Origin of the sequence: Hoeflea sp. AS60 (assembly GCF_038900115.1) — a bacterium.
GTDB lineage: Bacteria > Pseudomonadota > Alphaproteobacteria > Rhizobiales > Rhizobiaceae > Hoeflea.
The window spans coordinates 116,376-129,420 of the sequence record NZ_JBBMQP010000004.1; the positions used below are offsets into that span (position 1 = coordinate 116,376).

The 13,045-nt window shown below is 60.2% G+C and carries 11 protein-coding genes; 6 read left to right on the plus strand and 5 right to left on the minus strand.

Annotated elements, in window-relative coordinates; translation table 11 throughout:
* Positions 1-131: 131 nt before the first annotated feature.
* Positions 132-1,244, minus strand: a complete 1,113-nt coding sequence (locus WNZ14_RS20980; RefSeq protein ID WP_342870637.1) for a pyridoxal phosphate-dependent aminotransferase — start codon at positions 1,242-1,244, stop codon at positions 132-134.
* A gap of 218 nt (positions 1,245-1,462) precedes the next feature.
* Between WNZ14_RS20980 and WNZ14_RS20985 the strand changes: the two genes are divergently transcribed.
* From WNZ14_RS20985 to glpK, 3 genes are all read left to right on the plus strand, one after another.
* Positions 1,463-2,419 (plus strand): AEC family transporter, encoded by a 957-nt coding sequence (locus WNZ14_RS20985; RefSeq protein WP_342870638.1) that lies wholly within the window; start codon positions 1,463-1,465, stop codon positions 2,417-2,419.
* A gap of 115 nt (positions 2,420-2,534) precedes the next feature.
* Positions 2,535-4,040 (plus strand): glycerol-3-phosphate dehydrogenase, encoded by a 1,506-nt coding sequence (glpD, locus tag WNZ14_RS20990; RefSeq protein WP_342870639.1) that lies wholly within the window; start codon positions 2,535-2,537, stop codon positions 4,038-4,040.
* A gap of 75 nt (positions 4,041-4,115) precedes the next feature.
* Positions 4,116-5,603 carry a glycerol kinase GlpK gene (gene glpK / locus WNZ14_RS20995; RefSeq protein WP_342870640.1) on the plus strand — a complete coding sequence of 496 codons (1,488 nt, stop codon included), beginning with the start codon at positions 4,116-4,118 and terminating at the stop codon, positions 5,601-5,603.
* Positions 5,604-5,735: 132 nt separating this feature from the next.
* On the opposite strand, the gene WNZ14_RS21000 is transcribed toward glpK, so the two are convergent.
* Positions 5,736-6,626 carry an alpha/beta hydrolase gene (locus WNZ14_RS21000; protein ID WP_342870641.1) on the minus strand — a complete coding sequence of 297 codons (891 nt, stop codon included), beginning with the start codon at positions 6,624-6,626 and terminating at the stop codon, positions 5,736-5,738.
* A gap of 166 nt (positions 6,627-6,792) precedes the next feature.
* Here WNZ14_RS21000 and WNZ14_RS21005 point away from each other — a divergent pair, with 166 nt between their 5' ends.
* The 3 genes from WNZ14_RS21005 to WNZ14_RS21015 all read left to right on the plus strand — a co-directional run bounded on the left by WNZ14_RS21005 (position 6,793) and on the right by WNZ14_RS21015 (position 9,215).
* Positions 6,793-7,740, plus strand: a complete 948-nt coding sequence (locus WNZ14_RS21005) for a helix-turn-helix domain-containing protein (protein ID WP_342870642.1) — start codon at positions 6,793-6,795, stop codon at positions 7,738-7,740.
* An 80-nt stretch (positions 7,741-7,820) separates the two neighbouring features.
* Positions 7,821-8,714 carry an alpha/beta hydrolase gene (locus WNZ14_RS21010; RefSeq protein ID WP_342870643.1) on the plus strand — a complete coding sequence of 298 codons (894 nt, stop codon included), beginning with the start codon at positions 7,821-7,823 and terminating at the stop codon, positions 8,712-8,714.
* A gap of 129 nt (positions 8,715-8,843) precedes the next feature.
* The gene (locus tag WNZ14_RS21015) at positions 8,844-9,215 is read left to right on the plus strand and encodes a VOC family protein (protein WP_342870644.1); all 372 of its coding nucleotides are present in this window, start codon (positions 8,844-8,846) and stop codon (positions 9,213-9,215) included.
* A gap of 134 nt (positions 9,216-9,349) precedes the next feature.
* Here the strand turns inward: WNZ14_RS21015 and WNZ14_RS21020 are convergent, their stop codons facing one another.
* From WNZ14_RS21020 to WNZ14_RS21030, 3 genes are all read right to left on the minus strand, one after another.
* Positions 9,350-10,714, minus strand: a complete 1,365-nt coding sequence (locus WNZ14_RS21020) for a L,D-transpeptidase (RefSeq protein WP_342870645.1) — start codon at positions 10,712-10,714, stop codon at positions 9,350-9,352.
* Between the two features lie 93 nt (positions 10,715-10,807).
* On the minus strand, positions 10,808-11,989 hold the full coding sequence (pobA, locus tag WNZ14_RS21025; protein ID WP_342870646.1) for a 4-hydroxybenzoate 3-monooxygenase: 1,182 nt from the start codon (positions 11,987-11,989) through the stop codon (positions 10,808-10,810).
* Positions 11,986-13,044, minus strand: coding sequence for a 3-carboxy-cis,cis-muconate cycloisomerase (locus tag WNZ14_RS21030; RefSeq protein ID WP_342870647.1), 1,059 nt, complete (start codon positions 13,042-13,044; stop codon positions 11,986-11,988). The genes pobA and WNZ14_RS21030 overlap by 4 nt, the downstream gene beginning before the upstream one ends.
* Position 13,045: the final 1 nt, after the last annotated feature.

Sequence of the window (13,045 nt, forward strand, 5' to 3'; positions counted from 1 at the left end):
GACAAGACTTTACCTCGAGGGGAACGAGGCAGGGGCCATAACTCCGGACAAAACGGAGAGGCTTTCACATAGGCCGCAACTGCCCATGCCTGGTCAGTTGCGGCCTTTTTCTTTTGGCTCGCAGCGCAAGTTCATCCGAGCTCTGCGACAACCTCAGACAGAGCCTTCTCGAACAGGCCGATCTCAGCCTCCGGTCCGGTCGAAATGCGGATGCAGCGGTTGAGTGGCGCAACGCCTGGCATGCGGATGAAGATGCCACGGCTGACCAGGCCATCGAGCAATGCCTTGGCGTAAGCCGCGTCCCGCCCGCAATCGATGGTGACGAAATTGGTGGCCGACGGGATCGGCGTAAAGCCGTGACTTTCTGCGATTGCCCCGATCCGTTCCCGCGATGCGGAAACCTCGGAAATGACATGACCGAGCCAGGCCTGGTCCTGAAGTGCAGCAAGAGCTGCGGCTTGGCCGAGGCGATTGACGCCAAAGTGGTTTCGCACCCGGTGGAACATCGCCACCGTTTCCTCGACCCCAAAGACATAACCGACGCGCTGGCCGGCGAGGCCATAGGCCTTGGAAAATGTGCGGAAGCGCAGCACGTTGGGCATGTCGGCGAGCAAGGCGATCGCGGGAACGGCGGAAGCGGGGGCAGTTTCGCCATAGGCCTCGTCCAGAACCAGCATGGTGGTTTCGGGCAGGGCCCTGGCGAAGGCGATTACCGCTTCGGCCGAATGCCAAGTGCCCATCGGGTTGTCAGGATTGGAGAGATAGACCATGGCCGCATTTTCGCGCTGGACGGACTCAAGCAGCGCATCCAGATCCTCGTGGTCATTGCGGTAGGGAACAGTCACCAGCCGGCCGCCAAAGCCCGCGACATGGAAGTTGAACGTCGGATAGGCGCCGAGCGAGCTTACCACCGGGGTTCCGGGTTCGACGATCAGCCGCACGATCAGCCCCAGCAACCCGTCAATGCCTTCGCCAACCACAACCCGTTCCGGCGCCAGTCCCAGATGGGCAGCCAGCGCCACCCGCAGATCATGGTTCTCCGGATCGGCATAGCGCCAGCTCAGCTGCGCCTCTTGGGTAATCGAATCGATCACCGACGGCGCCGGCCCAAACCCGCTCTCATTGGCCCCAAGCCGCGCCCTGAATGTCTCGCCCCGAGCCCGCTCCTGGGTCTCCGGCCCGACAAACGGCACGGTGGGCGGCAGGGACTGGGCAAGGCCTGTGAAACGGGAGAAGCTGGTCATGGCAGGATCGGTCCTCGGTGAATGGCTCGAAATCCCTACCGGCAATGGGGCATCGCTTCAAGCGGGGATGGGGTTGCGTGCGCCACGATGATCCGACCACTCCCTGAGTGGGAGTTCGGGTTTCCGCCGACGTATCACGTCAAATAACCCCCGACGCTTTTCGCGGCCGTTCGCACGGTCTATGAACAAAGTCCCGCCACCATGCCCTTGAGTCCCTTATGCCCCCCTTTGCCGAAACCATCCTTGTTGTCTTCACATTGATTGCCATCGGCTATGGCGCGGCGGCGTTCCGGGTGCTCAAGCCCGAGACCGGTGACGGATTGTCGGATTTCGTGTTCACCATCGCCGTGCCGCTCTTGTTGTTTCGCACCATCGCCACGGCGACATTCGATCATGGCGCGCCGTGGGCGCTGTGGGTGACCTATTTCACCGCCATTTTCGTGACCTGGAGCTCAGCGCATCTGGTCATTCGGTCGGGCTTTGGCCGCGATGCGCGCTCGGGCGTGGTGGCCGGGGTGACGGCGGGTTTCTCCAATCTGGTGCTCTTGGGCATCCCGTTCATGTCGGGCGTTTATGGCGAGGCGGGTCTCGCCATCCTGTCGCAGATCGTCTCGGTTCACCTACCGATCATGATGGCAGCGTCGATCATTCTTTTTGAATGGGCGCTCAAGCGGGATGGCGCCGCTACCGGGCCAAAATCGGTCTTCGCGCTGGTGACGGGGTTTGTGCGGCAGCTGATCGCCAATCCGCTGATCATCGGCATTTTTGCGGGGCTGCTGGTCCGGCTGTCGGGGCTAGAGATTCCGGGGGTCGCGGACCGGGTGATTGGAAGTCTTGCCGGTGTGGCTGGCACATTGGCGCTGTTTGCGATGGGGGTTTCGCTCAGGGGCTACGGGATCCGCGGGCAGGTGAGCCAGGCGCTGGCGATGGTGTCGCTGAAACTGGTGTTGATGCCCGCGGTGGCTCTTCTGATGGCGTTGCTGCTCAATCTGCCCGAATTCCAGGCCAAGGTCGCGGTCGCCGCAGCATCGCTGCCGGCGGGGGTCAATTCCTGGCTGATTGCCAATCGTCTGGGTACCGGTCAACGGCTTGCCTCGACCTCAATGACGATCGGCACAGCATTTGCCGCCGTCTCGACTGGCGTCTGGTTGCTGATAGCAGAAGCGGTCCTGTGAGCGGCTCGCAAGCGGGCTCTTGAAGCGGTGTTTTTCTTTCGTTTGTTTTCTTTTGACATTCGTAAAGGTTTCGTTTTAGACCAAGTAGCAATATAATGCATGACCGGAGAGGCCAATGACGCAGGACAAACTCCATGATGTTTTCGTTATTGGCGGCGGCATCAACGGATGCGGCATCGCCCGCGACGCCATCGGTCGTGGCTATTCGGTGTTTCTGGCAGAGATGAACGATCTGGCATCAGGCACATCGTCCTGGTCGTCGAAGCTCATCCACGGTGGTTTCCGCTATCTTGAGTATTATGAATTCCGGCTGGTGCGCGAAGCTCTGAGCGAACGCGAAGTGCTGCTGGCAAATGCGCCGCACATCATCTGGCCGCTCAGGTTTGTGCTGCCGCATCACACCGACATGCGGCCGGCCTGGCTGCTCCGGCTTGGGCTGTTCCTTTATGATCACATCGGCACCCGCAAGCTGCTGCCCGGAACCAAGACGGTCGATCTGAAGACAGCGGCCGTGGGCAAGCCGCTCAAGCCGCTTTTCACCAAGGGCTTCGAGTATTCGGACTGCTGGGTCAACGACGCCCGGCTGGTGGTGCTCAATGCACGCGATGCCGCAGATCGGGGCGCGGTTGTGCGAACCCGCACGGAAGTGGTGTCAGCCGAGCGCAAGGACGGTATCTGGGAGGTCACGATAGCCGACCGGGCAACCGGCGCGCGCGAAACCGTAAAGGCGCGGTTGATCGTCAATGCCGGTGGGCCATGGGTCGACCGGATCCTGTCCGGTGTCGTCGGCCGCAATGATGCGCAAAATGTCCGGCTGGTGCAGGGCAGCCATATCGTGGTGCCGAAGCTGCATGAGCACGACCGTGCCTACATCTTCCAGAACGGCGACGGGCGCATTATCTTCGCGCTGCCCTATGAGGAGGATTTCACCCTGATAGGCACCACCGACCAGGATTATCAAGGTGATCCAAAAGACGTCGCCATCTCGGACGCCGAGATCGACTATCTTTGTGCGGCGGCAAGTGAGTATTTCACCAAGCCCGTTGAGCGGTCTTCCATTGTCTGGACCTATTCGGGTGTGCGCCCGCTCTATGATGACGGGGCATCTGCGGCGCAGGAAATAACGCGCGAATATGTGCTCAAGCCGGACCCGGCCGAGGGTGCGCCGCTCATCAACATCTTTGGCGGCAAGATCACCACCTATCGCAAATTGTCGGAATCGATGCTGGAACTGATCGAGGAGCGGCTTGGAAAGAAATCGGCGCCCTGGACACACCGGGCAGCACTGCCAGGCGGCGATTTCCCGGCTGACGGTTTCGACAAACAGGTTGCACTTTTGCAGGCAGACTATGCGCTTCTCGACCCCAAACAGGCCCGGCGTTATGTGCGCCAGTATGGAACGCGGGCGTGGGTGTTGCTTGACGGTGCTCAGACACGCGATGATCTGGGCCAGCACTTTGGCTTCGGGCTCTATGCGCTTGAAGTCGATTACCTGATGGCGCACGAATGGGCTATGGAGGCGGCAGACGTTCTCTGGCGGCGGACCAAACGCGGAATTCGATTCAACGCGGAGCAAGTGGTCGCGCTTGAAGACTATATGGCTGCAAAGCGGCCGGCATAAGCGGGAGAATGGCGGCGGCGGGGGTTTGCACAAGGCGCGAATCCGGGTCAAATTCGGCCAGCATTGGAGGACGTAATGAGCGGATATATTCTCGCGATCGATCAGGGCACCACTTCGAGCAGGGCCATCGTGTTTGACGGCGAGATGCGAATCGCTGGCGTCGGGCAGAAAGAGTTCACGCAGATCTATCCGCAATCGGGCTGGGTCGAGCACGATCCGGAGGAAATCTGGAAAACAGTGGTCTGGGCGGTCAAGCAGGCCTTGAAGAAGGCAGGCGTCGAGGCCTCGGACATTTCCGCGATCGGCATCACCAACCAGCGCGAGACCGTGGTGGTTTGGGAACGCGAGACCGGCAAGCCGATCCACAATGCGATTGTCTGGCAGGACCGGCGCACGGCCTCCTATTGCGAAAAGCTCAAGCGCCAGGATCTCGAAAAAACCTTCACCCGGAAGACGGGTCTGCTGCTCGATCCCTATTTTTCCGGAACCAAGCTGTCGTGGATGCTGGCCAATGTGAAGGGCACCAGGGCGCGGGCTGCGCGCGGCGAACTCTGCTTTGGCACCATCGACACATTCCTGATCTGGCGGCTGACCGGCGGCAAGTCATTTGTCACCGATGCGACCAATGCCTCACGGACGCTGATGTTCAACATCACCACCCAGGAATGGGACGCGGAGCTGTTGAAGATCCTGCGCATTCCCGGGGACATGATGCCGGAAGTCAAAGACTGCGCGGCTGATTTCGGCATCACCGACAAGGCGCTCTTCGGCGCGGAAATTCCGATCCTGGGCGTCGCTGGTGATCAGCAGGCGGCGACCATCGGCCAGGCCTGTTTCGAGCCTGGAATGCTGAAATCGACCTATGGCACCGGCTGCTTTGCACTGCTCAACACCGGCGAAGACATGGTGCGATCAAAGAACCGGCTGCTGACTACCATCGCCTACCGGCTCGACGGCAAGGTGACCTATGCTCTGGAAGGTTCGATCTTCATAGCGGGGGCCGCAGTGCAATGGCTGCGTGACGGAATCAAGGTGATCAAGAAGGCCGAACACAGCGGCGATCTGGCGGCGGAAGCCGATCCGACGCAGAATGTCTATCTTGTGCCTGCATTCACAGGCCTTGGCGCACCACACTGGAATGCCGAGGCGCGCGGCGCGATCTACGGGATGACACGCAACACCGGGCCTGCCGAGTTCGCCCGCGCGGCGCTGGAGGCGGTCTGCTACCAGACGCGCGACCTGCTCGACGCCATGCACAAGGACTGGAAGAGTTCGGAATCCGACACAGTGCTGCGCGTCGATGGCGGCATGGTGGCGTCAGACTGGACCATGCAGCGTCTGGCCGATATTCTTGACGCGCCGGTGGATCGGCCGACCATCCTTGAGACCACGGCGCTGGGCGCTGCCTGGCTTGCGGGTCAGCGGGCCGGTGTCTGGCCCAAGCAGAAAGCATTTGCCAAGGCCTGGTCGCGCGATCGGCAATTCAAGCCGAAGATGGACGATTTGACCCGCAACGCCAAGCTCAAGGGCTGGCGGGACGCGGTGCGGCGGACGCTGAGTTAGCCTGTCCGGCGGACCTTCATTTGAACAACTGCCACCGGCCGTACATACAGCCGGTGGCGGGTTTCTTGTTTCCTAGCCGTTACCCCAAAATGATGAGTCGCGTCTGCCGCTAAGGCCTTATGTTCCGCCGGATTACATCAGGTGCCTTGTAAACCAGCCACACTGTTCTGGCGCGGAGATGGCAAAGGCATCATCGACATAGGCGTCGAAGTGTCCGCAATCTAGGATCAGCAGCTTTTTCGGCTCAAGCGCGTTCTCGTAAGCCTTCAGAGTAAGGTCTGCTGGGGTCAGGTGATCCTTGTTGCCGATGACGATCATCAGCGGGGTCGGCGCGATGCGGGCAATGTATTCGCCCGGTTCATACTCGGTGAACATCTCCATCGATCGAAGCGTGATCTCGTTTTGCCATCTGCCGAGGTTTTCGGGCGGCAGGGTCGTGAAGAAGGTCAGGCTATCCTCGGTCGGCAGCGCACAGGGGCCGCCCTCGGCTGAGACCACAGGCAGGGTCAATGGCGCTTCGCCGGCAAGACGTCCGGCGCGGTCGGCAGCAAAACCCTCGCGCAGACCGACCCAGTGATCGCTGCGCACCAGGCGCTGGGCATTGGCCAGCCCGGCCACCAGGGGCACCTGGGCGACAACGCATTTAACGCGCCGATCCATTGCCGCAACCACCAGAACATGACCACCGCTATAGCTTGAGCCCCAGATGCCGATCTTGTCGGCATTCACGTCGTCCCGGCTCTGAACATAGGTGATCGCATCGCGGAAATCGCGAATCTGCTGGATCGGGTCAATTTCGCCGCGAGGCGTTCCGGCGCTGTCGCCGAGGTTACGGTTGTCATAAACCAGAACGTTCATTCCGGCGGCCTGAAAGGTCTTGGCGAACCCTTCGAGATGCATTTCCTTGGTCGCTGAGAAACCATGGCACATGACGATTGTCGGAGCGGGAACGCTCCCGGCGGCAAAAAACCAGCCGGCCAGCTTGGTGCCGTCTTCAGTTTTAAATGAGATGTCGTGTTTCATGCGATTTCCTCCCGTGCATGCAAGACTGCGCCAAAGTAGGTTGACCTCGTTCCCGGTGCTTGACCCGGAGTGCGCTAATCGCCATCATTTGATGCGAAATTCTGCGGAGGAGGCGGCCAGAGGAGCATCTGACTTTTTGTCAATGCGCCGCTTTTGGGAGAACATCATGGAATGGGCGACAGCAGAGCTCCCGGCAGGAGACCGGTATGAGGCATGGAGATATGCGCTCAACGATACGCATCTGCCATGGAGCCTCGGAAGGCCTCAATCAAAGCACTTCTCGGCCTCGTTGCGAAGCTTGGCCGTTGAGGGATTGAGTATTGTCGATTGTGCTTGTGATCCCTGCCATGGCTATCGAGACTTCAGGGACATCCGTAGCGGCGATGATGGCTGCTTTGGCGTTTTGATGGTGCGCAAGGGGCGTGAACGGGTTGAACAGGACGGCGAGGTTGTTGAGCTGTTTGCAGGTTCGACCCTGATCTGGGACGCCAGCCGTCCGGCCGCCTTCGAGGTTCTGGAGCCTCTGGAAAAGTGCACGCTTCTGGTGACCCGGGACATGCTCAAACGCGAAACCGGCCTCTCGGAATTGCCCGTTGGCGTGCTCGACAGTTCCCGCGGGTTTGGTGCATTGCTGCATGGACGCGCCAGCCTTCTCGGACCGGTTTTTACCGATTTCGACGAGCGGGAAAAGGTTCGGCTGGCGTCCGCCATGCTGATGGACCTCACGCATGCGATCGAGGCCAGGCTGCGCCCTAATGCCGTGCCGCCGCGGACCCGGCTGATCCAGCGGATCAACCTGATCATCGACACGAAATTTTCCGATCCCGGGCTGGACCTGCGCGGTGTGGCGGAGTGCGCGGGCATTTCGGTCCGCTATCTGCATCAGGTTCTCGAGGGCGCAACTGAAACTGCCGGCAACCGGATTGTCCGGCGGCGGCTTGAGGCCTTGCAGCACGCGTTGTCTGACCCGGCATTGGCAAGCGTCAGCATTACACAGATTGGCTTTGCCAGTGGTTTTTCCAGTGCGACACACATAAGCAGGGCGTTTCGCGAACACTATGGCGAAACGCCGTCGGAATTTCGCAAGAAAGCACTGTCAACGCCAATCCAGTGAGGAACCTCGATCTGGCTTTGGTTGAATGAGCCGGGCAGGTAGGTCATTTGCGCTGCCTGCAGGACTTTTAAGGACAATTTATGGATGTCGTCACACACCGCCATGTCGAATTGAATGGCAATCCGTTCCATTATCTCGAATGGGGCAATGCGGATGCGCCGGTTCTGCTTTTCCTGCACGGGTTTCCCGAATATGGCGCGTCATGGACCGAGGTCGCGGAGCGGTTGGCCGACAGCTACCATTGCATTGCACCCGACCAGCGCGGGTTTGGCCAGAGCTGGGCACCGGCTGCGGTCGAAGCTTATGAGATGCGGGAGCTCGTCGGTGACATGGCGGCGTTGATCGGCACTCTGGCTGATCAGGTCACCGTGGTCGGACACGACTGGGGGGCTGCCGTGGCCTACGGGCTGGCCATGTTCCGGCCTGAGCTGGTGTCGGGGCTGGTCATTCTGAATGGGGTTCATCCGGCACCCTTCCAGAGGGAACTCGCTGCCGGTGGCGCGCAAACGGCAGCCTCTCAATATATCCGGTTTCTGCGTCCCGAAGGGTCGGAGGATAAGCTGTCGGCTGATGATTACGAAGGGCTGATGCGGCTGTTTTCAGCGCGGATGGATCTGAGCTGGCTGACGCCGGAGCGGCTCAAGCTTTACAAGGCGGAATGGTCGCGCCCCGGCCGATTGCGGGCGATGATCAACTGGTATCGGGCTTCGCCTCTGCAAGTCGCAAACCCCGGCGAACCGCTGACGGATCTTCCGGCACTTCGAAAAGACAGGTTACAGGTGCGCTGCCCGCATCTGCTGATCTGGGGCGACGCTGACACGGCCTTGCTGCCGGCTTGTATTGATGGTCTGGAGGAGTACGCGGCAGAGCTGACGGTTCATCATGTGGCCGACGCTGATCACTGGATTTGCCATCAGAAGCCGCAGGTTGTCGCAAGGTTGATCAGGTCGTGGATCAACCAGGCGCCCGCGTGATCGGCTGAGGGCAGGTCTTGGAATAGGCAGCATTACCTGCCGGGGGCTGACCGAGTTCCCAAGACCGGGGGATGCGGTTAGGATTTGGGCGGGACAGTCCCGATTGCAGATTTTGGAGAGGACAGGGCAATGGAGCTTGGTGCATTCTCACTCAGTCTCGCCGTCAAGGATTTGGCGGTATCGCGCGCGTTTTATGAAAAGCTGGGGTTCACCGCATTTGGCGGTGATGCTGATCAAGGCTGGCTGATCCTGAGCAATGGCGGCTGTGTGATCGGGCTGTTTCAGGGGATGTTCGAGAAGAACATGCTCACTTTCAATCCCGGCTGGCGGGAAAAGGCCGAGCCGTTGGCAGAGTTTACCGATATCCGCGAGTTGCAGAAACAACTCAAGGCCAAGGGCATGGCTTTCAACGCGGAGGCCGATGAATCCAGCAGCGGTCCCGCCAGTTTCGTGATCATGGATCCCGACGGAAATCCGATCCTGGTCGACCAGCACCGCTGAGACCGGTCAGCTTGGAGCCCCTGTTGCCGATCAAGGCGAGCTGCTTGCCGTCCTGAGTCCGGAAAGCCCCTTATGTTCCTGGTTTTCAAAACATTCAAGCAAACGCGCATGTTTGATCTTGCGCGTTTGCTGCTCTACTCGACGAAGCTCACGCTGACGCCGGGCGTTACCATGCCGGCTAGTTCTTCCGCATCCCAGTTGGTCAGCCGTACGCAGCCATGGCTCTGTGTTTTGCCGATGGTCGAGGGTTCGGGTGTGCCGTGGATGCCGTAGGTGGGTTTGGAAAGTGCGATCCACATCGTCCCGACGGGACCGTTGGGTCCAGGTGGAACCTGAAGCACCTTGTCGTTGTCGCCCTGCTTGAAATTGATCTTCGGATTGTAGGTGTAGCCCGGATTGTGCGCCACGCGCTCGATGGTCACCTCACCTGAGGGCGAAGGCGTGTCGCTCGACCCGATCGTGGCAGGGTAGGCTGCAAGAAGTTTGCCGGCCGCGTCGTAAGCACGAACCTGTTTGCGGGCCTTGTCGGCAACGATTTGGGTAACCACGCCGGTCTTCTTCTTGCCGGTCGCAACGACCTTGATCTGCACGCCGGGCAGGGTGAAGTCGATACCGGGATTGAGCGCCTTGAGATAGTCTTCGTCCATGTGGAAGCGCTCGGCCAGCATCTCCGCTGTCGATGTGTAGGCCAGACGTTCAAGTCGCGCCTTCTCGGCATAATCCGTTGGGATCTCGGCAACGAACGGACCTGCGGCGTCTTCGGCGGTGATGGTGTAGGTGGTGAATGCAAGCCCACCCTCCGCAGACAGGCGGCTGACGATCAGGTCTGTGTCGGCGGGATCGAGCCGCTCGCCAGTGGCTTCAAACCAGGAATCGAGCGCTTTGGAGACGTTTGATCCCATGCGGCCGTCGATCACGCCCGGTGATATGCCGTTGCGATCAAGATAGACCTGAAGTGCGGTCACTTGTGCTTTCGACAGGGAAGGGGACTTCTGCTGAGCCTTCGCAGGCGCCATGCCGGGTGTCTGGGCCGGTTCCTGCGGAGCAGCTTCAAGCTGTGGAACCTCGATGATTTTCGGCCGGGTTGGTACCGTGCCGGTTGTCGGATTGAGGTCGCGGCGTTCTATGCTGGCTTTTGGTGCCTCAGGGAATGTGTCCCGCGAAAATTGCTCGCGCGGTGGCTGTGGGGGTGGGGGGAATGCCGACCCTTGCATATCTTGCCTGCCAGCGTTTTGCTGATTGTATTGCCATGCGGGGACCTCGAAACCGATCACCTGATCCCAGTTGTCCACGAGCAGCCTGCGGCCTTGAGTGTCGACGATCACGCGGACCGAACCGGCTTCCGGGATCTGGCGCATCAATTCGCCGTCAAGGTCGACGAGAACCGTGCGCTGCCCGCCATACTGATCGGCAAAGGCGGGCCCTGCAGCGAGTGTGCCGACTGAGATAAACGCTGCGGTCAAAAACGCTGCTGTGGGGCGGAATCGTGAGGTGGTCATGTTTTGGTCAACCTGCGGCTTGTGCAACAACAATGGCAGCATCATTGTCAGAGTCTGCTGAATGCAAGCTGAACAAACTGATAAAAACCGGCTTCAGTAAGGCAGGCCGATATAGTTTTCCGCGAGCGCCTGTTTCATCGCTTCGGATTCGAGCGTGTAGGCCAGCTCGGTTTCATGGATGCGAGCTTCAAACGGGGCCTGTTCGGGGAAGCGATGCAGCATCGTCGTCATCCACCAGGAGAACCTCACAGCTTTCCAGACCCTTGCCAGAGCGCGGCTCGAATAGGCATCAAGCAATGCTGTGTCGCGTTCGAGGAAATGGCCGCGCAGACCCTCGAACAGGTAATGGACGTCAGAGGCAGCGAGGTTGAGACCCTTGGCGCCGGTTGGCGGAACGATGTGAGCCGCGTCGCCGACCAGAAACAGGTTGCCAAAGCGCATCGGCTCGGCAACGAAGGATCGCAACGGCGCGATCGACTTTTCGAAGGATGGCCCGGTGATCATGGCTTCAGCGGTTTCCGGCGGCAGCCGGCGGCGCAGTTCGGCCCAGAACTGATCGTCCGACCAGGCATCAATGCTGTCACCGGCATTGCACTGAATGTAGTAGCGGCTGCGTGTGTTCGAGCGCATCGAGCAGAGTGCGAAGCCGCGGGAATGGCTGGCATAGATCAGTTCATGGCTGACCGGCGGCACATCGGCGAGAATGCCTAGCCAGCCAAAGGGATAGACTTTCTCGAAAGTGCGGATGGCATCCTCTGGCACCGAGCGGCGGCTTGAGCCATGAAAGCCATCGCAGCCGGCAATGAAGCGGCAGTCAATCCGGACATCCTCGCCCTTTATTCGGCAAGTGACATAGGGCTTGGTGGTTTCAAAATCGTGCAGCTCGACGTCTTCTACCTCGTAGCTGGTTTCGCCACCAGTTTCCGCGCGGCGGTCGACAAGATCCCGGGTGACCTCGGTCTGACCGTAGACCATCACCCTGTTGCCACCGGTCAATTTGGCCAGGTCGATACGATGGGTATCGTTTTCGCAAGTGATGGCGAAACCGTCGTGAACCAGGCCTTCTGCATGCATCCGCGCGCCCGCGCCGGCCTTCTCCAGAAGTTGCATGGTGCCTTTTTCGAGCACGCCGGCGCGCACCCGTGAAAGGACATGGTCAAGGCTGGAGCGTTCGAGAATGAGCGTCTGGATTCCAATGTCGTGCAAGAGCTGGCCGAGCAGCAGGCCGGAGGGGCCTGCGCCGATGATGCAGACATCAGTTGAGAGCGTCTTCATGCAGGTTTTCCCATCACTTCAATCGACTGAACGAGCGCGATGGCAGCTGCGAGACTTGCGCCAGCGGTTTCGCACATTTGCGGCAAGATCATCCATTCGAGCATCCAGGCGGCACCTGAGCGTTCGAGTTCGTGGACCTGCGCCTGATGCATGCCGGACACAAGCGTGGCGTTGAAACGCGCCAGCGTGACCAGGCGTTCGGCAGTGACCGGGTTTTGCTTGTGCGGCATCGCCGATGACGAACCGCCGCCGGACATCTTGATATCCTCGTCGCCGCGCAGCGCCATCAGCGCCACGTCCTGACCGATCTTGCCGAGCGTTCCGGTGAGTTCGGACACGAAGTTGGCGTGGGCCAGAACCGGGCCGCGTGCCGAATGCCAGCTATGGCCGGGCCAGCGCAGATCAAGCTCACGCCCCAGGGTTTCGGCGATGATGGCGGCCTTGTCGCCAAGCGCCTGAAGATCACCCACTGCACCACCAAATTGCAGGATCCGGGTCTGTTCCCGAAGTTTCGGCAGGCGGGAGCGCAGGTCCTCAAGCGGATGCCGCCAGGCGGCGAGCCGGTCGGATGCGGTGAAGCCAAGGGCTGGCTGCATCCGGGTGATGGCCTGCAGCGCATTTTCGCCGTTCCGTGTCTCAAGGTCGGCAAGCTGTGCCAGCAGCTTGTCGAGCCGTTTTGACAGGATGGTTCCGGTTTTCGCCAGAGTTTCAATGGTGGCTGTGTCGACCAGATCCTGGCTGGTGGCGCCGTGATGAAGCAACTTGCTGCCGGGACCGGAAACGTGAGCGCGCAACTGCCTCAGATACTCAGGCACCGGCACGCCATCCTGAATACTGGCTTCGGCTATGGCGGCCTGGTCAGGCGCGAAATTTGCGACCTGGTCGATGAGGTGCGCTGCATCGGCTGGATCGATCAGGTGGGCCTGTGAAAGCCCCCTGATCAGTGCCTGCTCGAAGCGAGAGAAGCTGGCGAAGAGCTTGTGGTCAGAGAACTGTTCAGCGATTTCCTGATCGCTGAACAATACCTTGGTCCATGTCTGTTCGCCAACTGCCATC